Source organism: Nocardia sp. NPDC057227, from assembly GCF_042669725.1.
GTDB lineage: Bacteria > Actinomycetota > Actinomycetes > Mycobacteriales > Mycobacteriaceae > Nocardia > Nocardia asteroides_A.
The window spans coordinates 297,001-318,323 of sequence record NZ_JBHUXA010000005.1; the positions used below are offsets into that span (position 1 = coordinate 297,001).

The following is a 21,323-nucleotide window of genomic DNA, read 5'->3' on the forward strand; positions in this document are numbered from 1 at the left end:
GAATTGCTTTCATGCCCTTCCGCTATCGCTCATTCCGCGGAATCCCGCGGGTCCGAACGGTCCCGCCCGGAGCGCGGGCGCGATCGACTTCGGCGCAGAGCGTATCGCCACCTCGGCATGGCACCGGAGACGGTGGCGGAATATGTCAATACCGACCGGCGTTGCGCGGCAGCGGGTCTGCCCCGCCGCACCCCGAAATCCGCTCCGGCAGCGAGGGATCGATGCTCAGGGCGCGTCGGGAAGCAGCCCGGCGCGCACGCCGAGCGCGGCGGCCTCGCCGCGGGTGGAGACCGCCAGCTTCTTCAGCACGCCGGTGACGTGGAACTTGACCGTGCTCTCCGCGACGCCCAGCTCGGCGGCGATGGCGCGGTTGCGCCTGCCCGCGGCGAGCAGCCCGAGCACCTCGCGCTCGCGCCGGTTGAGCCGGTCCAGCGCGCCGCGCTCCCTGCGCACCGCGGGCGCGGCGAGCGGCAGCCGCAGCGCCACCCGGCTGCCCCAGCCGGGCAGCGCCTCGATCTCCAGCGCGGCGCGCAGTGTGCGGACCCGGCCTTCGAGGGCGCGGCGCAGGGCGTCGGCGTCGATGACGCCGGATTCCTGGTCGCGCACATCGATGCGGAGCGCGGCGTCGGCGTGCTCCCAGCCGACCCGGAGCCTGCGCAGCCCGGGCTGGCCGACGAAGGCGAGCACGACGGCGGTGGTCATGGCCCTCGCGCCGACGGCGATCTCGCCGGGCAGCGGGGCGCCCGCGCCGGGGGCGGCGAAGAGCACCTCGGTGTCCCTGAGCACCGGCGCGAGCTCGGCGCGCAGCCGGTCGAAGGCGGCGGCGGGCGGCTCCTCGGCCAGCGCTCGCTCGGTGGCGCGGCCCGCGCGGGCGGCGAGCAGTGCGGCGGAGGCGGTTTCGACGGCGGCCGCCCGTGCCTGCCGGTCGTCCAGCCCGGTGGCGCGCAGGGTGGCGAGGACCGCGGTGAGCGTGGCCTCGTGCGCGGCGGTGAGCTCGGCGACGGCGCGGGCCCGCTCCGCGGAGGCGGCGCGGGCCTCGGTGAGGTACTCCGGGCTGGCCTGGGCCACCTGCTGCCGGATCGAGGTGGCGACGATGCCGAATCGCGCCGCGAGTTCGGCCGCGCCGGGCAGCGCGCAGCGCTCGTCCGCTCCGCACGGCAAGGTCGCGGCCGGGTCGACGGGGTCCCGTCCGGCGGTCGCCCGCACGGCCCGCACGGGCCGGGCCGGTTCCCGCGGCAGCAGGACGAGCAGGATTCCGGAGCGGTCCAGCACCGCCCACAGGCGACGCTCCGCCTCGCCGAGCCGCGCCGTGAGCTCGGCGTGCTCGCCGGGGGCGAGCGCCGAGCGCACCGCCTCCAGCTCGCCGATGCCGACCCGGTCGACCACCTCGGGGGCGCCCGCCACCTTGCGCGGCCGCCCGGTGCACTCCCTGGTGAAGATCACCAGCGCGTCGTGCGGCCACCGCTCGGCCAGGTATCGGGAGAAGCGGCGGGCGATCTCGGCCAGCGGGCCGTCGATCACCGCGCGCAGGGCGGGCAGGTCAGCAGGGGTCACGGCGGGCTCGGCCATCGCGGCCGAGTCTAGGCGACCTGGCCGAAAGGCGAGGTTTTCCTGTCCGTCCGGCCAGGACACCCCCGGCCTCCGCACCGATACGGTCGAGGTAGCCATGCGGGTACACGCATGCGTCCATACCGTCGTCTGAAGGGATGAACAGCCATGCCACAGCAGGTTCGCGGGGTGGTCGCGCGGAGTAAGGGGGCTCCGGTCGAGCTCACCGATATCGTGATTCCCGACCCGGGCCCGGGCGAGGTGGTGGTCAAGGTCGCCGCCTGCGGCGTCTGCCACACCGACCTGCACTATCGCGAGGGCGGGATCAACGACGAGTTCCCGTTCCTGCTCGGCCACGAGGCCGCGGGCACGGTGGAGAGCGTCGGCGGTGGCGTCGACACCGTCGAGGTGGGCGACTTCGTCATCCTGAACTGGCGCGCGGTCTGCGGCCGCTGCCGGGCCTGCAAGCGCGGTCGTCCGCAGTACTGTTTCGACACCTTCAACGCCACCCAGAAGATGACGCTGACCGACGGCACCGAGCTCACCCCCGCGCTCGGCATCGGCGCCTTCGTGGAGAAGACGCTGGTGCACGCGGGCCAGTGCACCAAGGTCGACCCGGAGGCCGACCCCGCCGTGGTCGGGCTGCTCGGCTGCGGCGTGATGGCGGGCATCGGCGCCGCGGTGAACACCGGCGGCGTGAGCCGGGGCGATTCGGTCGCGGTGATCGGCTGCGGTGGCGTCGGCGACGCGGCCATCGCGGGCGCCAAGCTGGTCGGCGCGACGCCGATCATCGCCGTTGACCGGGACGACACCAAGCTGGAGTGGGCTCGGGAGCTCGGCGCCACGCACACCGTGAACGCCGCCGAGACCGACCCGGTCGCCGCCATCCAGGAGCTCACCGGCGGCTTCGGCGCCGACGTGGTGATCGAGGCGGTCGGCCGCCCGGAGACCTACGAGCAGGCCTTCTACGCCCGCGATCTGGCGGGCACCGTGGTGCTGGTCGGCGTGCCGACCCCGGACATGCGGCTGGAGCTGCCGCTGATCGACTTCTTCTCCCGCGGCGGCGCGCTCAAGTCGTCCTGGTACGGCGACTGCCTGCCGGAGCGCGACTTCCCCGTGCTGGTGGAGCTGTACCGGCAGGGCAGGTTGCCGCTGGAGAAGTTCGTCACCGAGCGGATCGGGCTGGACCAGGTCGAGCAGGCCTTCCACACCATGCACGGCGGCAAGGTGCTGCGCTCGGTGGTGGTGCTGTGAGCGGCGAGCTGCGGATCGATCAGGTGGTGACCTCCGGGGTCTTCACCCTGGACGGCGGCAGCTGGGACGTGGACAACAACGTCTGGCTGGTCGGCGACGACGACGAGGTGCTGATCGTCGACGCCGCACACGACGCGGGCCGGATCGCCGAGGCCGTCGGTGGCAGGCGGGTGCTCGGCGTGGTCTGCACGCACGGCCACAACGACCACGTCACCGCGGCCCCCGAGCTCGCCGAGCGGCTGGACGCCCCGATCCTGCTGCACCCCGGCGACGAGCCGCTCTGGCGGATGACGCACCCGGAAGCCGCCTACCGGCCGCTCGCCGACGACCAGCGCATCCCGGTGGCGGGCACCGACCTCCAGGTGATCAGCACGCCCGGCCACTCCCCCGGCTCGGTCGTCCTGTACCTGCCCGAGGCCGGGGTGCTCTTCTCCGGCGACACCCTGTTCAGCGGCGGCCCCGGCGCCACCGGCCGCTCCTTCTCCGACTTCCCGACCATCATCGGCTCGATCCGGGAGCGGATCCTCACGCTCCCGGCGGAGACCGGGGTGCACACCGGCCACGGCGGCGGCACCACCGTCGGCGCCGAGGCGCCGCACCTCGAGGAGTGGATCGCCCGCGGCCACTGAGCCCGCTCGCGACGAGGGGCCCGGCGCGCAGGCGCCGGGCCCCTCGCTGCGAGCGGTGGGTCAGCCGATGCTGAAGGGCTGGCCCCACAGGGTCACGACCGACTGCACATGGTCGGTCTCCACCTTGACCCGCACGAAGGCACGGGCCTGGGCGTAGCCGCCGCAGCCGGTCAGCCCGATGGTGGAGTCGGCCCAGGTCACCGAGCCGTTGTTGCCCTTGAACGAGTTGTTGGTCGCGTGGTCCTCGCTGCCGTAGTCGTCCGGCTTCTCGATATCGAGGATGTAGAAGGAGGTCGCCTGGCCGGGGCCGAGCGACAGGTTGCCGCCGGTCTCGGCACCGAGCACGGACTCCTCGGCGTCGAAACCTCCCGCGAGAGCGCCCTCGACGCCACCGCCGGAGATGTTCACCTGGCAGCCCACGACGTAGCCGGGGTAGATCTTGCCGCCGATATCCTCCCCGCCCTCGACGTTGACCTGCGCCGAGCCCGAGACCCACGCATTGCGGTGCGCCGGGGTCGAGCCGAGCGACGGGTTGATGTTGGCCGACTCGCCGACCAGGCTCACCGTCACCACGGTGCCGTCGGAGAGCACCTTGGTGATGGTGCCGCCCGGCAGGGCGACGAAGGTGTCGGCATTGGCGGCACCGGTGGAGAACAGGCCGAGGGCGACCGTGGCGGCGGCGCCGATACCCGCCACCCGCGCCAGTGACTTGCTGTTGAGCATGAGTAACCCCTCTTGGATTGAAACCGCTTCAGCGAGTGTGTGATTCGACCGAACGGACCAGATCAGCCGATGCTGAACGGGAGGCCGTAGAGGGACGTTTTCGAATAGTCGTCGCCGATGATCTCGACCACGGTGTAGGCGCGGGCCTGCGCGTAGCCGGCGCAGCCCTGGATCTCGATCTCCACGTCCTGGTACTCCACCGAGTAGACACCGGGCTCGGTGATGTCCTTGATCTCGATCTGCACGAACTTCACCTCGCCAGGGCCGAGCTCCAGGCCGATGGAGCCTTCGAAGGCGCCGTCGCCAGTGGCTTCGCTACCGTCGAGGGGAAAGGTCAAGCCGAGGCCGCCACCGAGCCCGGCCGAGATGGCCTCGTCGCTGATCGATACCTGGCAACCGACGATGTAACCGGTATTCAGCTGCGAGGCACCGTGGGTGGACGAGTTGTTGCTCCCCGGCTCGTCGGCGGGTCCGTTGAACGGCCCGATCTCACCCTCGGGGGTGGCGGTGACATCGGCGACGGCATTGCCGGAGACCCACACGACCCGGCCCGCGCCATTGGCCGCGAGCGACGGCGAGACGATCGCGTGCTCCCCGAGGCGGGTGACGGTGACGCCGGGGCCGAGCTTCTGGCCGTCCGGCAGCGGCACGAAGGTGTCGGCATTGGCAGCGCCGGTCGAGAGCAGCCCCAGAGCCACGGCCGCCGCGGCGCCGACACCGGCGATGCGCACACCAGTGGTGCGGTAATTGGTCATCTTTCCCCTCATCACAGAATTCTTCGCAGAGTTCAGGCCAGGAAAACTTGATGTGTCCGATTGTGCGATCGTGCGATGGAACGTCGCGATCTAGTGCCGATCCGTCCCGACTACCTCGGGAAAGCGGGTCGCGAGATTCGCGAGACAACGCCGGATTTCCTGCAGATCACGCGTCAGCCGCCGGGACTCGGTGGTCGATCTGGGTGTACCGCGGCGGGTGAGATCCGCTTCCAGCACCCTGGCGAGTTCGTCGGCTTCGCGCCGGAGCAGAGTGTACAGCAGCCGAGCCTGCTCGCGATCGGATTCGTCGGGCATCGGCGGTGCTCAGCGGCGACACGAAGCGAAAACGGCCATACCCCATAGTTGGTCACGCGCACCACCGCGTCAACGTGAACACTCCACCGCGGATGACCCGAACTATCGGACAAACCTCCTGAAACGGCATGTCCGAGAATCCCGTTTCCGCTTCTGCGGGCGCCGCCCTATAGTTGGCGGAAGCAACTAGTTGAGGTGGTCAAGTACATGTCTTCTGCCGACTCCGGCGCGCCGAGCGACGCCGAACTCGCGGCGGCCGACCGGCTCGGTAGGCAGCTGGTGCGGTTCGCCCGCGCGCTGAACCGGGTGCGGCACCGCTCCGCCGCCGACGACGCCAGGCACCTGGACAAGCTCGCCTACGCCATGCTCTTCCGGCTGGTCGAGCACGGACCGCAGCGCACCGGGCGCCTCGCCGACCTGCTCTACGCGGAGATCTCGCTGGTCAGCAGACAGACCAGGACGCTGGTGCAGCTCGGGTTGATCGAGCGGCGCGCCGACCCGGACGACGGGCGGGCCAGCGTGCTCGCCGCCACCGAGGACGGGGTGCGGGTCTTCGAGCAGGCCAGGCAGCGGCGCAGCGAGTGGCTGGCCGGGCTGGTGACGGGGTGGTCGGCCGCCGAGGTCGGCCAGCTCACCGTGCTGCTGGACCGGCTGAACGACGGGATCGAGGCGGACCCGAGGAATTCCGAGCCCGGCGCGGCGGCGCGCGGGTGACCGGCACCATCGAGCGGACGCCGGGGCAGCTCGAGCACCGGCAGATCCTCACCGTGCTCTCCGGGCTACTGCTCGGGCTCTTCCTCGCCGCGCTGGACCAGAACATCGTCAGCGTGGCGATCGTGCCCATCGCGAACAGCCTGAACGGCTTCGACCAGCAGGCATGGGCCACCACCGCCTACCTGATCACCGCGACCATCAGCACCCCGCTGTACGGCAAGCTCGCCGACATCTACGGCCGCAGGCCGCTCTACCTGCTCGCCATCGGGATCTTCGTGCTCGGCTCGGCGGCCTGCGCCTGCGCCGCCACCATGCACCAGCTGGCCGCCTTCCGCGCCTTCCAGGGGCTCGGCGCGGGCGGGCTGATGTCGCTGGCCTTCACCATCATCGCCGACCTGGTTCCCGCCCGGGAGCGGGTGCGCTACCAGGGCTACAACACCACGGTCTTCGGCATCGCCACCGTGCTCGGCCCGGTGCTCGGCGGCTTCTTCGCCGCGCACGACACGCTGCTCGGGCTCACCGGCTGGCGCTGGGTCTTCCTGGTGAACGTCCCGATCGGCATCGTGGCGCTGGTCGTCGTCTCCAAGGTGCTCACCACCCCGCACCGGCCGCAGCGGCACCGGATCGACTGGTTCGGCGCGGTCGCGCTGGCCTTCGCGGTGGTGCCGCTGCTGCTCGTCGCCGAGCAGGGAAGGAGCTGGGGCTGGAATTCGCCGTCGGCGCTGCTCTGCTACGGCATCGGGGCCGCGGGCACCGCGCTGTTCATCCTGGTCGAGTGGCGAATGCGGGATGCCGCGCTGATCCCGCTGCGGCTCTTCCGGAACCGCACCTTCAGCGCGGGGATCGCGGGCGGGCTGCTGATCGGGATCGCGATGTTCGGCGGGCTCGCCATGCTGCCGCAGTACCTCCAGGTGGTGCAGGGCCTCTCACCGACGATGGCGGGGCTGATGATGCTGCCGATGGTCATCGGCATCACGCTCGGCTCGCAGGTGGCCGGGCGGGTCACCCGGATGACCGGGCGCTACAAGGTCTTCCCGGTCGTCGGCAGCGTGCTGGTCGGGATCGGCGGGCTCTGCTTCGCCCAGCTGGCGCACGACAGCCCGCTGTGGTTCCCGCTCGCCGTCGGCGGGCTGGTCGGGATCGGGCTCGGCACCAGCCTGCAGACGCTGATCATCGCCATCCAGAACGCCGCGCCGCGCGCCGACATGGGCGCCTCCACCGCATCGGCCACCTTCTTCCGGCAGATCGGCGGCACGCTCGGCGTCGCGGTCTTCCTCACCGTGCTGTTCAGCCTGCTGCCCGCCCGGATCCTGGCGGCGGCGGGCGGGGCGCTGCCAGCCGGAACCGACCCGGCACTGCTCGACGTGCTGCGCAGCGACACCAGCGGGATCGCCGCGCTGCCGGAGGCGGTGCGCACCCCGGTGCTGATCGGCTTCACCGAGGCCATGCACCCGGTCTTCTACACCGCCGCCGCCGTCGCCTTCCTCGCCGCGCTGGTACTGCTGCTCCTCGACGAGATCCCGCTGCGCGAGCCGGAGCCGGTCGAACCGCTCTGACCGCGACGAAACAGGTCGTACGCTGGACTTCGTGTCCGATGTCCTGGAGCGAACAGCCGTCGATCCCGTTGCCGCGCTGCTCGCCGGGCGCAGGCTGGCCGTGCTCACCGGCGCGGGCATCTCCACCGACAGCGGCATCCCCGACTACCGCGGCCCCGGCTCCCCGCCCCGCAACCCCATGACCTACCAGCAGTTCGTCGGCGACCCGGTGTTCCGGCAGCGCTATTGGGCGCGCAACCACGTCGGCTGGCGCACCATGGACGGCTCCCGGCCGAACCCGGGCCACCGCGCGCTGGCCCGGCTGGAGCGCGCGGGCGTCGTCACCGGGCTGATCACGCAGAACGTCGACCTGCTGCACACCAAGGCCGGGCACCGCGCGGTGATCGACCTGCACGGCACCTACGCCAGGGTGCGCTGCCTCGGCTGCGAGCGGCTGATCTCCCGGATGACGCTGGCCGACCGGCTGGAGGCGGCCAACCCCGGCTTCGCGGCCGCCGCCGCTGCCGACGGGCTGGAGGTCGCGCCGGACGCGGACGCCGTGATCGCGCGCACCGACACCTTCCGCATGGTCGACTGCGCGCACTGCGGCGGGATGCTCAAGCCCGACATCGTCTACTTCGGCGAGAACGTCCCCAAGCCCCGGGTCGCCGCGGCCTTCGCACTGGTGGACGCCGCGGACGCGGTGCTGGTCGCCGGCTCCTCGCTGACCGTCATGTCCGGGCTGCGCTTCGTCCGGCACGCGGCCAAGCAGGGTAAACCGGTGGTGATCGTGAACCGCGGCAGCACCAGGGGCGACGAGTGCGCCACCCGCACCGTCGACGCAGGCTGCTCCCCCGTCCTCACCGCGCTCGCCGAGCGGCTCGGCTGAGCCGCCGGGCTCAGCGGGGGCGCGCGCCCGGCCCGCGCCGACCGGCGGCCCGCTCAGAACAGGGTGGGGGCCTCCGTCGGTTCCGGCTCGGGTAGCGGCTCCAGCTCCGGGACGAGATCCCGCACCTCGGCGTGGAAGCGCCTGGCCAGGCCGAGCGCGTCACCGTTGTCCGGGGTGTGCACGAAGACCGTCGGCGAGCGCCCCTCGTGCAACCAGCCCGCCACCGTCTCAAGCCAGGGCGCCCAGCCGGCGGCGGTGGCCTCTGCGTCGTCACGGCCGTGGTAGCGGACCACCGGGTGCGGGCCGAGCGCGGGGGTGCGGCGTGGCAGCCGCGGCTTCTTGCCCCACGCCTCGTGCTCGGCCGGGGTGCGCGGGGGCGCGGCGTAGAGCGTCGTGGTGTCGAAGGTGACCCACTCGGCGCCTGCCACGTTCAAGACCCGCACCAGGCGCCGCGCCTGCTCGACATCCTCGAAGAAGGCCGGGTGCCGCACCTCGACGGCGATTCCCGGCCCCGCGGGCAGCGCGGGCAGGAAGGCGGCGAGCGCGCCGAGGTCGTTCGGGCCGAAGGTCGGCGGCAGCTGCACCCAGAGCGCGTGCAGGCTCGGGCCGAGCGGCTCCATGGCGTCCAGGAAGGCGGCGAGCTCGGCTTCGCCGCCACCGAGCCGGTGCTCGTGGGTGACCGGGCGCGGCAGCTTGGCGTAGAAGCGGAAGTCCGGGGTCAGCTGCGCCGCCCAGGATTCCGCGGTCCGCCGCGCCGGGGTGGCGTAGAAGGTGGTGTTGCCCTCGACGGCGGTGCAGTGCTCCGCGTAGCGGCGCAGCCGCTCGGCGGCGGGCGGCTGCCGCTCGAACCAGGACCCGTGCGACCACATCGCACACCCCACGTGGAGTCGCATCCCGCCACGCTAGCGCAGCGGGGTGCGCGCTCAGGAGATGAGCGTGTTCATGATGGTGCCCGCGCTGGTGGCCACCACCCCGCCGATCATGCCGCCCGCGATCATCTTCGGCGAGGTGAAGCTGCTGCCGTGCCACTTCTCCCAGGCGAACTTGCCGCCCGCCACCGTGATCCCGGCGACCCCGGAGAGGATCGAGAACCAGGTGACGTACCTGACCATCTGCAGGATCTCGCCGGAGAGCGGCGGCGCCTCCGGGGTCGGGTTGCCCACCTGAGCGAGCAGGAACATGTCGTGCGCCGTGCTGAAGACCATGTGGGGCTCCCCTGAGGATTCCGCAACCGTTGCGCAAACAGTGATCTCCTCGGATTATGCGCGGCGAAGCAGCACCTAGTCAACGACCAGCATCCGCGTGGCAAACCGAACGGTCTGCGCTATCCGACCGACACTTCCGCCGCCGCACCCGGCTTGTCGGTTCGCATTGCTACCTTCTCGCTCGAGATCGACCGAACGACGAAGCGGGGCAAGACGATGACGACCGGTGCCTGCACCTACCTGGAACTGTCCGAGGACGACGGTTCGGCGCACAAGTTCTACGAGGTCGGCGTGGCCGGCACCCAGGTGACCATCCGCTACGGCCGGATCGGCGACCAGGGCCAGGTCAAGGTCAGCAGCTTTCCCACCGAGGACAAGGCGCGCGCCGCGGCGGCCAAGAAGATCGGCGAGAAGGTGCGCAAGGGGTACGCGTCCGCGGTGCCAGGTCAGCGCGCCAAGCGCCAGAGCACACGGCGCACCATCACCAGCACCCGCTCCACGGCGAAGGCGGCCCCGGTGCTCTGGAGCTTCGACTCCGGCGCCTCCGCCTTCGGCATCTTCGTCGATGACGAGCGCTGCTGGGTCGGCAACGAGCACGGCGACGTCTTCACGCTCACCGCGGACGGCACCGTCACCGGCCGCTTCCGCCTCCCGGACGCCGTCAAGTGCATTGTCGCGGACGATTTCTGGATCTACGCCGGGTGTGACGACGGCCGGGTCTACGACCTGTCCGGCAAGGTGCCGCGGGCCGCCTACGAGATCGCCGCCGACGTCGACATCTACTGGCTCGACATCCACGACGGCATCCTCGGCGTCTCCGACCGCGAGGGCGGCGTCACCGTGATCGACCACGAGGAGGAGTCGCTCTGGTCGCACCGCAGCAACGGCGATTTCGCCTGGATGGTGCGGATCGACGACACCGGGGTCTACCACGGGCATTCGCGCGGCGTCACCAAGTACGGCTTGGAACGCGGGCAGCAGCTCTGGCAGGTGCCGACCGGCGACGTGCTCTTCGGCTGGCAGGAATCCGACGCCGTGTACGCGGGCACCACCAGCAACAACGTGCGGATGATCGGCAAGGACGGCACCGACGCGATCACCTACCGCTGCGACGCCTCGGTCTTCTCCTGCGCCACCTCGCCGGACGGCCGCTACGTCTTCGCCGGTGACAACCACTCCTCGGTGTACTGCTTCGACGCGAGCGGGCAGCGGCTCTGGAAGCTCGGCACCGGCTGCGGCTCCGCGTACTCCATGCAGTACCACGCGGACCGGCTCTACCTCGTCACCACCAGCGGCGCGCTGGCCTGCCTGGACGTCACCGAGAGCGCGATCCGCGGCGCCGAGGAGGGCGTGCTGCCGCGCACCGTCTCGATCAAGGCGCCGGAGATCTCCGCGGTGGCGCCGAGCTCCACCGTCGAGGTGACCGCCGAGGCGGGCGACGGCATCGTGGTGGAGTGCGTCGAGCAGAGCGGCGGGCTGCGGGTGCGGGTGGTCTCGCCGGGGTACCGGGACGGCTGGAACGTGCAGTTCCCCAGGGACATCAGGGAGGCGGGCGCGCGCTACGTGGTCGACGCCATCGCCGAGTCCGGCCGCGGCGGCTTCTACCGGGTGCGCGGCGACATCCGCAGGCTGCGCTGAACTCCCAGCCGGGCCGAATTACGGTACCGCGCGGTATCTTTCGAGCTACCACGCGGTCATCGCGGCCCGTCGCGCCCTAGGATAGGGGCGATTACGGTCCATCGAACGTGAGGTTCCCGCCTGTGTCCGACAATTCCCCCTCGGTCGAGATCGACCAGAGCAAGCCAAGCATTGCCCGCGTCTACGACTACGTGCTCGGCGGGAAGGACAACTACCCGGTCGACCAGGCGATCGGCGATCACTTCATCAACAACCTGCCCGGCTCGGTCGCCATCGCCAAGACCAACCGGGACGTGCTGGTCCGCGCCGTCCGCGAGCTCGCCGCCGACGGCATCAGGCAGTTCGTCGACCTCGGCAGCGGGCTGCCGACCTCGGACAACGTGCACCAGGTCGCGGCCAGGCACGCCGCGGGCTCGAAGGTGGTCTACGTGGACAACGACCCGATCGTGCTCGCGCACGGAAGGGCCATCCTCGCCACCGACGACAACACCGTGGTGATCCAGGCCGACGCGGTCGACCCGGAAGGCATCCGCAACCATCCGGAGTTGCAGCGGCTCATCGATTTCGACCAGCCGGTCGCGGTGATCTTCAGCGCGATCCTGCACCACCTGGAGGACCGGGAGAACCCGCTCGGCATCGTCCGCTTCTGGCGCGATCAGGTGGCGCCGGGCAGCGCGCTGTTCATCTCGCACTTCCGCTCCGGCGACAACGACGAGACCAAGGCCGCCGAGGGCAAGCTGCAGGAGACCTTCGGCCGCGGCCGCTGGCGCACCGACGAGGAGATCGCGGCCTTCTTCGACGGTCTCCAGGTCGCCGAGCCCGGCATCGTGCCCGCCGTGCAGTGGCGCCCGGACAGCACCGCCGCGGACGCCATCGGCAGCACCGAGCGCGAGCTCACCATCTGGGAGCAGCTGATCGTGGCCGGGCTCGGCTACAAGCGCTGACGCTCAGCGCTTCAGGCCGTGTGCCCGCGCGGTGATCCGGTGGATCGCCGCGGCGGGCAGCAGCCTGCGCAGCGCGAAGACCAGCGGGGCCCGGCTTCCGGTGGCGTACAGCGGCTTCGGCCTGCGGGCCCGCGCCACCTTGACGATCAGCGCGGCCACCTGCTCGGCCGCGATGCCGTTCTGCTCGTTGTGGTCCAGCTTGCTGATCATGGTCCGGTAGTCGGCCAGGTGCGCGGAGTCGGCGGCGATGTAGGCGGTGCGCCGCTCTCCGATCCCGGTGGCGATCGAGCCGGGCTCCACCGTGCTGATCGCCACCCCGAACGGGGAGACCTCCAGCCGCGCCGCGTGCGCGAAGCCCTTGAGCGCCGCCTTGGTCGCCACGTACGAGGAGCGGTAAGCCAGCGGGAAGCTGGCCAGCATCGAGCCGACCATGATCACCCGGCCCGCGCCGCGCTCGCGCATCCCGGGGAGCACCAGCTGGGTGAGCCGCACCGGGCCGAGCACATTGATCCGGAAGAGCCGGTCCAGCGCGTCGGCGGGCAGCTCCTCCAGCGGGCCGGACTGGCTCTCGCCCGCATTGTTGACCAGCACGTCCACCGCGGGAAGGCCGGTGCCGAACGCCTCGATCGACTCGGCGTCGGCGAGGTCGAGCGCCCGGTACTCGACGCCGTCGATCCGGTTCGCCGCCGGGATCCGCTCCGGATCGCGGCTGGTGCCGATCACCGTGTACCCCTGCGCGAGGAACAGGGCCGCGGTAGCGCGGCCGATCCCCGACGACGCTCCGGTGACGACGGCGGTCTTGCTCATCCGAACTCCTCGTGTGCGCGAACCGCCCGCCGATCACCGAGCGGGCAACCCGACCCTAGCGGAGCGGGCGCCCGCACCCGGCCTCGCGCGCAGCGCCGCAGCCCCGGCTCGGGCGCGGCGCGGCCCGGCGACGGACCCGGCCCGGACGGCGGCTCACTCCAGCCGCAGCGCGGCCATCGGGCAGCTGTCCGCCGCCAGCCTCGCGTTCTCCAGGTCGGCGGCGGCGAGCTCGCCCGGCGCCACGATCACCACGTCGTCGTCGCCGACCCGGAACAGCTCCGGCGCCACCGCCTCGCACATGCCGTGGCCCTCGCAGCGCTCGGTGTCGGCGAGCACCCTGGTCACGGCAGCCGCTCCAGCCGGATCGGCAGCCCGTCCGCCGGGGTCGGGCCGGTGGTCGGCACCATCGGCGGCACGTACCCGGCAGGCACCGACCAGCGGTAGCTCAGCAGCATCCGGTGCAGCACCGCCTTGACCGTCATGCCGCCGAAGTAGAGCCCGATGCACTTGTGCGCGCCGCCGCCGAAGGGCGGCCAGGCGAAGCGGTGCGACTTGTCCTCGCGGCGGCCGTCGACGAAGCGCTCCGGGTCGAAGGTGTCCGGGTCGTGCCAGAACTCGGCGTTGCGCATCAGCCCGAACGGACCGGTCATCACCAGCGTCCCCTTCGGCACGAAATGGCCGCAGAGCTCGGTGTCCTCGGTGGTCTCGCGGGCCTGCTGGCCCACCGGCGCCCACATTCGCAGTGCCTCGCGGAAGGCCAGATCGAGCGAGGGCAACTTCTCCAGATCGGCGTAGTCCAGCGAATCCTTGCCCAGCGCCAGCGATTCCGCGCGCACCCGCTCCTGCCACTCCGGGTGCCTGCCCAGCTCGTAGATCAGCATGGAGGAGGCGATGGTGCTGGTGTCGTGCGCCGCCATCATCACGAAGATCATGTGCTCCACCACCTCCTCGTCGGTGAAGGCGTGGCCGTCGGTGCTGCGCGCCCTGGTCAGCACGCTGAACAGGTCGGCGCCGTCGCCCGCGCGCTTGGCCGGCAGCTCGCTGCGGAAGTACTCGGAGAGTGTGCGCCTGCCGCGCAGCCCGCGCGCCCAGACCCCGCCGGGCACGTTCGCCCTGATGATCGCCATGCCGCCATGCACCGCGTCCTCGAAGGCGTGCTCCAGCCGGTTCGCGATCGGGCCGAGCTCCGCGCCGGCGAAGACCGCGGTGGCCTGCTGCAGCAGCATCTTCTTGATCGCCGGGTAGACGTGGAACCGCGGGCCGGGCTCCCAGTCCGCCACCGCGCGCTCCAGCAGCGGCGTGGTGAGCGCGAGGTACCCCTCCAGCCGGGGCCGGGTGAAGGCCTGCTGCATGATCCGGCGGTGGTGCAGGTGGTCGTCGAAGTCGCGCAGCATCAGCCCGCCGCGGAAGAACGGGCCGATCAGGTACTCCCAGCCGCGCTCGGCCGACATCACCTTGTTCCGGTCCAGCAGCACCGCCTCGAAGGCGGCCGGGCTGCCGACGAAGACCACCTTGCGGCCGAGCACCCCGACCCACTGCACGTCGCCGAAGCGGTCGTAGCGCCGCTGGCCGAAGCCGAGCGGGTCGACGATGGAGTGGAAGGTGTAGCCGATCACCGGCGGGCCGAAATCGCCGAGCACCGGTTTCAGCCCGCTGCCCGGCGGCGGCTCGGCGAGCGGCCGCACCCGGCTCGGAATCCGATCGGCCAGCCGCACGGCGGCCCGCTGGACCTCGAAAGCGGCCCTGGCGCGGACGTGACGGTACTTCTCGGTGAGACCGTCGACGGTCGGCGGGGCAAGCAGAAGACTCATGACCGGTCATCCCTTCGCTTCATTGCGAACAGGGACGACGATAGAGGAAACGTTCGTTTCCGTAAACGATTGTTTCCCAATTGGTGCTGTGCCAAGCTGGCGGGATGACCCGCGCATCGACCGGCACCTACCGGGGCGCCTCCTCGGAGGAGCGTCGCGAGGATCGGCGCAATCGGCTGCTGGACGCGGCGCTCGGCATCATCGGCACCAGGGGGCTCTCCGCGCTCACCGTGCGCGGGGTCTGCGAGCAGGCCAAGGTCGGGCCGCGCTTCTTCTACGAGGCCTTCGCCGACCTGGACGCGCTCGCCGCCGAGCTGCTGCTGCGCATCCAGCAGGCCGGGCTGGACCGCGCCCGCCGCGCCATCGCCGAGACCTCGGCCGACCCGGAGGCCAGGATCCGCGCCGGGGTCGCCGCGCTGATCACCGAGCTCACCGACGACCCGCGGCGGGCGCAGATCGTCTTCGCGCAGGCGTACGGCAGCGAGGCGCTGATGCGCAGCCGCTTCGACGGCATGCGCCGGGTGGCCGAGGTGATCATCGAGCAGACCAGGGTGGTGCTCGACCTCCCGCACGGTCAGGACGCCGCGGTCGCCGTCACCTCGCAGCTCATCACCGGGGGCGCCGCCGAGCTGGTGCTGATCTGGCTGGACGGTCAGCTCGAGGTCGACCGGGACGGCCTCGTCGACCTGCTCGCCGACTTCGCCGTCGACATGCTGGCCCGGATCCCCGCGCTCGCCGAGCGGCTGCAGACCACGAAGAAGTCCGCGGCCTCCTAGGGATCCACCTCGGTCTCGTTGACGATCCGGGTCATCTCCTTGAGCTGATCCCGGAAGCCGATGAGGTCGCGCGGGTCCATTCCGCTGGCGCAGGCGATCCGCTCCGGCACCGTGGCCGCCTGCTCGCGCAGCGCGGCGCCCGCCTCGGTCGGCGCGATCAGCACCGAGCGCTCGTCCGCGGCCGAGCGCACCCGGGCCACCACCCCGTTCGCCTCCAGCCGCTTGAGCAGCGGCGAGAGCGTGCCGGAGTCCAGGTCGAGCGCCTTGCCCAGCTCCTTGACGGTGACCGTGCCGCGCTCCCAGAGCACCAGCATCACCAGGTACTGCGGGTAGGTCAGCCCGAGCGCCTCCAGCAGCGGCCGGTACAGCCGGGTGACCGCGCGGGACGCCGAATACAGGGCGAAGCACAACTGCTGGTCCAGTGCCAGCGCATCCGTTCGCGGCATCCCGCACCACCTCCTGCTTCGAAGTTAGCGAGCCGATCGGTTGCGGGCAATCGAATGTGCGCGGAATCGCGGTGCCGACGCCCGCGCCGGCCGCGCGCCGCCCGCTGTGATCAGCCACCCCGCGAGCAGCGCGAGCGGCACCGAGACGATGCTGTACACCCCGGCGGGCACCGCCATCCGGATGTCGCCGAGCACGCTCACCGCGATCGTCATGGCCAGCGCGCTGTTGTGGATCCCGACCTCCATGGCGCAGGCAAGCGCCTGCGGCCGCGCCAGCCCGGCCGCCTTCGGCACCAGGTAGCCGACGCCGAGGCCGATCGCGCAGAGCGCCGGGATCAGCACCCCGACCTCGGCCAGGTAGCCGCCGATATTGCGGCGCTCGACGACCAGCGCCGCCACCGTGGCCACGGTGAGGAAGCCGAGCGCGAGCACCCGCACCGGCCGGTCCAGCCGCGCGCTCCAGCGCGGCCGGGCAGCCCTGGTCAGCATCCCGGCCAGCACCGGGACCAGCACCAGCGCGAAGACCTGGAGCAGCTTCCCCGATTGCAGCCCGAGCCGCTCCTGCCCGGCGGGGGCGAAGTACGTCAGCGCGAGATTCGCGACCACCGGCAGGGTCAGCACGGCGAGCAGCGAGTTGATCGCGGTGAGCGTGACGTTCAGCGCGACGTCGCCGCGGAACAGGTGGCTGAGCAGGTTGGCGGTGGCCCCGCCCGGCGCGGCCATCAGCAGCATCACCCCGACCGCCGAGGCGGGGGCGATGCCGGTCGCCAGCACCAGCCCGAAGGCGATGGCGGGCAGCAGCACCAGCTGGCAGCCGAGCGCGACCAGCACCGCCCTCGGGTACCGGGCGACCCGGGTGAAGTCGGCGACGGTCAGCCCGAGACCGAGCCCGAACATGATCAGCGCGAGCACGATCGGGAGTAGCACGGTCACCGGCCACGACCCCATGCCGACCTCCAGCGCCCGCCCCACCGGCGGAGTTCGCCGATGGCGGTCACTCTAGGTCGGCGGGCGGGCGGCGGGCATGCCACCAATCCTGGGGCGGGTCAGCGCGCGGCGCCGATGGTGGCGTCGGCGAGGAACTCCGCCGGGCTCACCCCGAACCTGGTCTCGATCAGCGTCAGCGCGGAGGCCAGCGCTCCCGCCGAATCCCGGCCGACCACGATCGACTGGGCGGGCGCCGCCCGCGCCCGGTCGACCGCGAGCCTGCACCAGTACCCGGAGCCGCGCACCGGCGGAATCGGCGCCGGTCGGTGCACCGTCACCGAGACCGCCTCCCCGGCAACCAGCAGGCTTCCGATCACGAGCACGTCGTGCCGCGGGTCCGCGGGTGCGGGCCGGGGGCTGTCGGTCATCGGTGGAGGTTCCTTCCTCTGGCGTTGTCCGGGCGGTCGCCGAGCGGCTGCCCGGCGTGCCGGGACGAGCGGGCCTGACGGTCTCGACCAGAGTTACCCAGTGCGATCGGATTCCAATCGACGTCGCGCCCGGGTGTGCGGCCGATTTGCCGGGTGACTGCGAACCGGTCCGTTCCCACCCCTAATCGACACCGAAACATCCCGTTCGCCCGGTGTGTGCTGATATCTTTCGCTGGCTCGAATCACGAAGGGACACAATGCGAAACGCACTCCTGCTCGGCGTCGCCGGCGCCGCCGTCTCCGCCTTCCTCGCCGCCGCGGCCCCGGCATCGGCCGCGCCGCAGTCCGGCTGCCACGCCTCCTACCGACCCTGCGTCCCGATCACCTCGGACGTGGACTGCGCGGGCGGCAGCGGCAACGGCCCGGCTTACACCGGCCGGGTCGAGGTCATCGGCCCGGACGAGTACGACCTGGACCGCGACGGCAACGGGATCGGCTGCGAGAACAGCTGATCCGCTCCGACGACGAAGGCCCGCCCGAATTCTCGGGCGGGCCTTCGTCGCTCGAAGGATCAGACGCGCTCGAGCACGACCACCGGGATCACCCGGTCGGTCTTGGTCTCGTACTCGGCGAAGCCCGGCATGAGCTCGATCAGCTTGCCGTAGAGCCGGTCGCGCTCCGGGCCGCTCTCGATCGGGGTGGCGACGGCACGGAAGGTCTCGGTGCCGAACTCCACCGTGACCTCGGGGTTGGCCCTGATGTTGTGGTACCAGTCCGGGTTGGTGTCGGCGCCCGCCTTCGAGGCCGCGATCACGAAGCGCTCCCCGTCCCTGGCCTGGGCCAGCGGGCTCACCCGCCGCGCGCCGCTCTTCGCCCCGGTCGTGCTGAGCAACAGCAGCTCGGCGCCGGCGAAGGGCCCGCCGACCTTCCCCCGATTGGCCCGGAACTCGGCGATGATCTTCGCGTTGAAATCCTCGGCCACAGCCGCTCCCTCCGCTGGCAGGTGCGCGGGTCCGCGCGGACCCGAGGCTACCGGCCCACGATCTCACCCGCTCCGGGTGACGCGGCGGCGCGCCGGGCCGGGCAGGCTCGGCGCACGGGAATCGGCGGAAGGAGCGGTGGTGGGCCCGTTGCGCTACCAGTTCATCATCGACGGCGACCTCTCCGAGCGCGCGCTCGCCGCCTTCCCGGAGCTGACCGCATCGAACCGGGCGCCGGGCGCGGTGACCACGCTGTACGGCCCGGTCACCGACGCCGCCGCGCTGCGCGGCCTGCTGGCCAGGATCGACGCGCTCGGCCTCACCCTGCTGGAGCTGCGGCAGATGCCGGACTGAGCCTCACACCCGCACGGGCACCTGCGGCCGCACCGGCCGCAACGTCTTGCCCAGGTCGGTGCGGAGCGTGGTGGCCGAGTCCAGCAGGTAGTTCTGCCGCACCTTCCACGGGTGCCGGTCGCCCTGCCGCGGGAAGTCGCCGATCGAGCGCTGGACGTACCCCGACGCCAGGTCGAGCAGCGGCTGCTCGCCGAGCTCACCCGCCGGCTCCGGCACCACCGCCCGGTACCCCCTGCGGTCCATGAAGTTCAGCACCTTGCAGACGAGCCGGGAGGTCAGGTCGGCGCGCAGCGTCCAGGAGGCGTTGGTGTAGCCGATGCAGACGGCGAAGTTCGGCACCCCGGTGAGCATGGCGCCCTGCCACACGTACTGCTCGGGCAGCGGCACCTCGGCCCCGTCCACCGAGGGCGCGATGCCGCCGAAGGCGAGCAGCTCCAGCCCGGTGGCGGTGATCACGATGTCGGCGGGCAGCACCCGGCCCGACGCCAGCCGGATGCCATCCGGCACGAAGCGGTCGATCCGGTCGGTGACGACCTCCGCCTTCCCCTTCTTCATGGCCTTGAAGAAGTCGGCGTTCGGCACCGCGCAGAGCCGCTGGTCCCACGGGTCGTACTCCGGGGTGAAGTGCTCGGCCACCAGCTTCTCGTCGCCCAGGATGCGGGTGGTGAGCCCGGTGAGCAGCTTGCGCGCGGCCTCGGGGCGGCGTCGGCAGTACTGGTAGAAACCCATGCTGAACAGGATGTTCTTGGTGCGGATGAGCCGGTGCGCGAGCTGCGGCGGCAGCGTCGCGCGCAGCTTGTCGGCGATCCTGTCCCGGCCGGGCACCGCGCTGATCCAGGTGGGGCTGCGCTGCAGCATGGTGACCGAATCGGCGTCCGCGGCCATGGCGGGCACCAGCGTCACCGCGGTGGCGCCGCTGCCGATCACCACCACCCGCTTGCCGGTGTAGTCCAGCTCCTCCGGCCAGAACTGCGGGTGCACCACCTGCCCGGTGAAGTCGGCGAGCCCGGCGAACTCCGGCGCGTGGCCGCGGTCGTAGTTGTAGTAGCCCGCGCAGCTGTAGAGGAAGCCGCAGGTCACCGTCGCTTCGACGGAGTGGCCGTCGGCGTCGGTGCGCTGCAGGGTCAGGGTCCAGCGCAGGTCTTCCGACGACCAGTCGGCGCCGAGCACCTTGGTGCCGAAGCGGATGTGCCGGTCGATGCCGTACTCCCGCGCGGTCTCGGTGATGTAGCGCAGGATGGCCGGGCCGTCCGCGATGGACTTGGCGTCGCGCCACGGCTTGAAGGGGTAGCCGAGGGTGAACATGTCCGAATCCGAGCGGATCCCCGGGTAGCGGAACAGATCCCAGGTGCCGCCGAGCGCCGCGCGGGCCTCAAGCACGGCGTAGCTCTTGCCGGGGCACTCGGTCTGCAACCGGTACGCGGCGCCGATCCCGGAGAGCCCTGCGCCGACGATCACGACGTCGAGGTGTTCGGTCATGCCACCCAGTGTGCCCGGCCGCGGCCGGGCCTTCTTGCTTTCACGCGACAAAACTTTGATCCTGGACGACATGTCCGTCATCCGCTCGGCCGGCCTGCGCGGTTTCCGCGCCACCGTGGCCGAGCTGGGCGGCGATGCCGAGGCGCTGGCCGCCGCCGCCGGGCTGCCCGCCGCCGCGCTGGACACCGACGACATGCTGGTACCGGATACCGCCGTCGCCACGGTGCTGGAGCTGGCCGCGCACCGGCTCGGCTGCCCCGACCTCGGGCTGCGCATCTCCTACCGGCAGGACCTGGACATGCTCGGCCCGCTCGCGCTGGCCATCCGCAACTCGCCGACGCTCGCCGGGGTCATGGAGTGCACCGCGCGCTACCTCTTCGTGCACGCGCCCTCGCTCAGCCTCGGCCTGGAGCCGGACCCGTACGGCGACGAGCACGTGGTCGCGCTGCGCTACGAGGTGCGCAGCGACGACCTGCCCGCCCCGGTGCAGGGCACCGACCTCGGCCTCGGCTTCGTGCACCGGACCATCCAGCGGCTCGTCGCCCCGCGCTACGGGCTGCGCTCGGTGGAGCTGCCGTACCGCCCGCCCGCCCCGCTCGCCGAGTACGAACGCTTCTTCGGCGCCCCGGTGCGGGCCGGGCGGCCGGCCGCGCTGCTCCGCATGCCGCGCGGGCTGGAGACCCGCTCGCTGGCGGGCGGCGACGAGACGCTGCACCGGCTGGCGATGGCCTTCCTCGCCGCGCAGACCGCGGGCGACGGCGCCGCCGCGGCGCCGCGGGTGCGGACGACGGTCCGCCAGCTGCTCGGCACCGCCCCGCCGGAGATCGGCGTCGTCGCCGAGTTGCTCACCGTGCACCCGCGCACCCTGCAGCGCAGGCTGGCCGGGGAGGGAACGAGTTTCGCGGCGATCCTGGACGAGGTGCGCCGCGAGCAGGCGCAGCGCTACCTGACCACGACCGCCATGCCGATGAGCCAGATCGCCTCGCTGCTCGGCCTCGCCGAGCAGGCCACGCTCACCCGCTGCTGCCGCCGCTGGTGGGGCAGCACCCCGACGGCGGTCCGGCGCGGCAGGCTGTGACAACGCGAGCGGGGCGGGTGGGGGAGGAAAAACCCCCCCCCCCCCCGCGGGGGTGGGTACGCGGCGGGAGGGGTGCCCCCCCGCCCCG

Annotated in this window: 25 protein-coding genes; 11 read left to right on the forward strand and 14 right to left on the reverse strand. The window is 71.9% G+C overall.

Annotated features, from left to right (window positions below; genetic code table 11):
• Window positions 1-225: 225 nt before the first annotated feature.
• The gene (locus ACFUJ1_RS10965) at window positions 226-1,569 is read right to left on the reverse strand and encodes a LuxR C-terminal-related transcriptional regulator (RefSeq protein ID WP_378644719.1); all 1,344 of its coding nucleotides are present in this window, start codon (window positions 1,567-1,569) and stop codon (window positions 226-228) included.
• A 147-nt stretch (window positions 1,570-1,716) separates the two neighbouring features.
• Here ACFUJ1_RS10965 and ACFUJ1_RS10970 point away from each other — a divergent pair, with 147 nt between their 5' ends.
• Window positions 1,717-2,802, forward strand: coding sequence for an S-(hydroxymethyl)mycothiol dehydrogenase (locus ACFUJ1_RS10970; RefSeq protein ID WP_378644721.1), 1,086 nt, complete (start codon window positions 1,717-1,719; stop codon window positions 2,800-2,802).
• A complete protein-coding gene (locus ACFUJ1_RS10975) occupies window positions 2,799-3,431 on the forward strand; it encodes an MBL fold metallo-hydrolase (protein ID WP_378644722.1) in 633 nt (210 codons plus the stop codon). The genes ACFUJ1_RS10970 and ACFUJ1_RS10975 overlap by 4 nt, the downstream gene beginning before the upstream one ends.
• Window positions 3,432-3,491: 60 nt before the next feature.
• Here ACFUJ1_RS10975 and ACFUJ1_RS10980 read toward each other — a convergent pair whose 3' ends face one another.
• The 3 genes from ACFUJ1_RS10980 to ACFUJ1_RS10990 form a co-directional block, all read right to left on the reverse strand.
• Complete coding sequence (locus tag ACFUJ1_RS10980) at window positions 3,492-4,154, reverse strand: MspA family porin (RefSeq protein ID WP_378644724.1); 663 nt, start codon at window positions 4,152-4,154, stop codon at window positions 3,492-3,494.
• A gap of 62 nt (window positions 4,155-4,216) precedes the next feature.
• Window positions 4,217-4,909, reverse strand: a complete 693-nt coding sequence (locus ACFUJ1_RS10985) for an MspA family porin (protein ID WP_378644725.1) — start codon at window positions 4,907-4,909, stop codon at window positions 4,217-4,219.
• Between the two features lie 90 nt (window positions 4,910-4,999).
• On the reverse strand, window positions 5,000-5,224 hold the full coding sequence (locus ACFUJ1_RS10990) for a hypothetical protein (protein ID WP_378617127.1): 225 nt from the start codon (window positions 5,222-5,224) through the stop codon (window positions 5,000-5,002).
• Between the two features lie 207 nt (window positions 5,225-5,431).
• Between ACFUJ1_RS10990 and ACFUJ1_RS10995 the strand changes: the two genes are divergently transcribed.
• Genes ACFUJ1_RS10995 through ACFUJ1_RS11005 form a run of 3 tightly spaced genes read left to right on the forward strand, consistent with a single transcriptional unit; the run spans window position 5,432 to window position 8,362 of the window.
• Window positions 5,432-5,938 (forward strand): MarR family winged helix-turn-helix transcriptional regulator, encoded by a 507-nt coding sequence (locus ACFUJ1_RS10995; RefSeq protein WP_378644727.1) that lies wholly within the window; start codon window positions 5,432-5,434, stop codon window positions 5,936-5,938.
• Window positions 5,935-7,494, forward strand: a complete 1,560-nt coding sequence (locus ACFUJ1_RS11000) for an MDR family MFS transporter (protein WP_378644729.1) — start codon at window positions 5,935-5,937, stop codon at window positions 7,492-7,494. The genes ACFUJ1_RS10995 and ACFUJ1_RS11000 overlap by 4 nt, the downstream gene beginning before the upstream one ends.
• 31 nt (window positions 7,495-7,525) lie before the next feature.
• Window positions 7,526-8,362 carry an NAD-dependent protein deacetylase gene (locus ACFUJ1_RS11005; protein ID WP_378644730.1) on the forward strand — a complete coding sequence of 279 codons (837 nt, stop codon included), beginning with the start codon at window positions 7,526-7,528 and terminating at the stop codon, window positions 8,360-8,362.
• Window positions 8,363-8,415: 53 nt separating this feature from the next.
• Here the strand turns inward: ACFUJ1_RS11005 and ACFUJ1_RS11010 are convergent, their stop codons facing one another.
• Together ACFUJ1_RS11010 and ACFUJ1_RS11015 are read right to left on the reverse strand one after the other, a co-directional pair.
• Window positions 8,416-9,255: a DUF72 domain-containing protein gene (locus tag ACFUJ1_RS11010; protein ID WP_378644732.1), complete on the reverse strand. Its 840-nt coding sequence runs from the start codon at window positions 9,253-9,255 to the stop codon at window positions 8,416-8,418.
• 30 nt (window positions 9,256-9,285) lie between these two features.
• Window positions 9,286-9,567 (reverse strand): hypothetical protein, encoded by a 282-nt coding sequence (locus tag ACFUJ1_RS11015; protein ID WP_357020581.1) that lies wholly within the window; start codon window positions 9,565-9,567, stop codon window positions 9,286-9,288.
• Between the two features lie 216 nt (window positions 9,568-9,783).
• Between ACFUJ1_RS11015 and ACFUJ1_RS11020 the strand changes: the two genes are divergently transcribed.
• Entirely contained in the window at window positions 9,784-11,205 is a 1,422-nt protein-coding gene (locus ACFUJ1_RS11020) for a WGR domain-containing protein (protein WP_378644733.1), read from the forward strand.
• 122 nt (window positions 11,206-11,327) lie between these two features.
• Window positions 11,328-12,149 carry an SAM-dependent methyltransferase gene (locus ACFUJ1_RS11025; RefSeq protein ID WP_378644735.1) on the forward strand — a complete coding sequence of 274 codons (822 nt, stop codon included), beginning with the start codon at window positions 11,328-11,330 and terminating at the stop codon, window positions 12,147-12,149.
• 3 nt (window positions 12,150-12,152) lie between these two features.
• Here ACFUJ1_RS11025 and ACFUJ1_RS11030 read toward each other — a convergent pair whose 3' ends face one another.
• From ACFUJ1_RS11030 to ACFUJ1_RS11040, 3 genes are all read right to left on the reverse strand, one after another.
• The gene (locus ACFUJ1_RS11030) at window positions 12,153-12,956 is read right to left on the reverse strand and encodes an SDR family oxidoreductase (protein ID WP_378644736.1); all 804 of its coding nucleotides are present in this window, start codon (window positions 12,954-12,956) and stop codon (window positions 12,153-12,155) included.
• 153 nt (window positions 12,957-13,109) lie between these two features.
• Window positions 13,110-13,301, reverse strand: coding sequence for a ferredoxin (locus tag ACFUJ1_RS11035; RefSeq protein ID WP_233016338.1), 192 nt, complete (start codon window positions 13,299-13,301; stop codon window positions 13,110-13,112).
• Window positions 13,298-14,767 (reverse strand): cytochrome P450, encoded by a 1,470-nt coding sequence (locus ACFUJ1_RS11040; protein ID WP_378644738.1) that lies wholly within the window; start codon window positions 14,765-14,767, stop codon window positions 13,298-13,300. Before ACFUJ1_RS11040 ends, ACFUJ1_RS11035 begins: the two co-directional genes overlap by 4 nt.
• A 104-nt stretch (window positions 14,768-14,871) precedes the next feature.
• Here ACFUJ1_RS11040 and ACFUJ1_RS11045 point away from each other — a divergent pair, with 104 nt between their 5' ends.
• Window positions 14,872-15,543: a TetR family transcriptional regulator gene (locus tag ACFUJ1_RS11045; protein ID WP_378644740.1), complete on the forward strand. Its 672-nt coding sequence runs from the start codon at window positions 14,872-14,874 to the stop codon at window positions 15,541-15,543.
• On the opposite strand, the gene ACFUJ1_RS11050 is transcribed toward ACFUJ1_RS11045, so the two are convergent.
• The 3 genes from ACFUJ1_RS11050 to ACFUJ1_RS11060 form a co-directional block, all read right to left on the reverse strand.
• Window positions 15,540-15,989: a MarR family winged helix-turn-helix transcriptional regulator gene (locus tag ACFUJ1_RS11050; protein WP_378644741.1), complete on the reverse strand. Its 450-nt coding sequence runs from the start codon at window positions 15,987-15,989 to the stop codon at window positions 15,540-15,542. The two genes, ACFUJ1_RS11045 and ACFUJ1_RS11050, sit on opposite strands and share 4 nt — an antisense overlap.
• A gap of 24 nt (window positions 15,990-16,013) precedes the next feature.
• Window positions 16,014-16,961 carry a bile acid:sodium symporter family protein gene (locus tag ACFUJ1_RS11055; protein ID WP_378644743.1) on the reverse strand — a complete coding sequence of 316 codons (948 nt, stop codon included), beginning with the start codon at window positions 16,959-16,961 and terminating at the stop codon, window positions 16,014-16,016.
• 74 nt (window positions 16,962-17,035) lie between these two features.
• Complete coding sequence (locus ACFUJ1_RS11060; protein ID WP_378644744.1) at window positions 17,036-17,344, reverse strand: hypothetical protein; 309 nt, start codon at window positions 17,342-17,344, stop codon at window positions 17,036-17,038.
• A 257-nt stretch (window positions 17,345-17,601) separates the two neighbouring features.
• Here ACFUJ1_RS11060 and ACFUJ1_RS11065 point away from each other — a divergent pair, with 257 nt between their 5' ends.
• Window positions 17,602-17,856 (forward strand): hypothetical protein, encoded by a 255-nt coding sequence (locus ACFUJ1_RS11065; RefSeq protein ID WP_357020553.1) that lies wholly within the window; start codon window positions 17,602-17,604, stop codon window positions 17,854-17,856.
• A 59-nt stretch (window positions 17,857-17,915) separates the two neighbouring features.
• Here the strand turns inward: ACFUJ1_RS11065 and ACFUJ1_RS11070 are convergent, their stop codons facing one another.
• On the reverse strand, window positions 17,916-18,326 hold the full coding sequence (locus ACFUJ1_RS11070) for a nitroreductase family deazaflavin-dependent oxidoreductase (RefSeq protein WP_378644746.1): 411 nt from the start codon (window positions 18,324-18,326) through the stop codon (window positions 17,916-17,918).
• Window positions 18,327-18,462: 136 nt separating this feature from the next.
• Here ACFUJ1_RS11070 and ACFUJ1_RS11075 point away from each other — a divergent pair, with 136 nt between their 5' ends.
• Complete coding sequence (locus ACFUJ1_RS11075) at window positions 18,463-18,678, forward strand: hypothetical protein (protein ID WP_378644764.1); 216 nt, start codon at window positions 18,463-18,465, stop codon at window positions 18,676-18,678.
• A 3-nt stretch (window positions 18,679-18,681) separates the two neighbouring features.
• Here the strand turns inward: ACFUJ1_RS11075 and ACFUJ1_RS11080 are convergent, their stop codons facing one another.
• Window positions 18,682-20,157, reverse strand: coding sequence for a flavin-containing monooxygenase (locus ACFUJ1_RS11080; protein ID WP_378644747.1), 1,476 nt, complete (start codon window positions 20,155-20,157; stop codon window positions 18,682-18,684).
• A gap of 70 nt (window positions 20,158-20,227) precedes the next feature.
• Between ACFUJ1_RS11080 and ACFUJ1_RS11085 the strand changes: the two genes are divergently transcribed.
• On the forward strand, window positions 20,228-21,235 hold the full coding sequence (locus ACFUJ1_RS11085; protein ID WP_378644749.1) for an AraC family transcriptional regulator: 1,008 nt from the start codon (window positions 20,228-20,230) through the stop codon (window positions 21,233-21,235).
• Window positions 21,236-21,323: the final 88 nt, after the last annotated feature.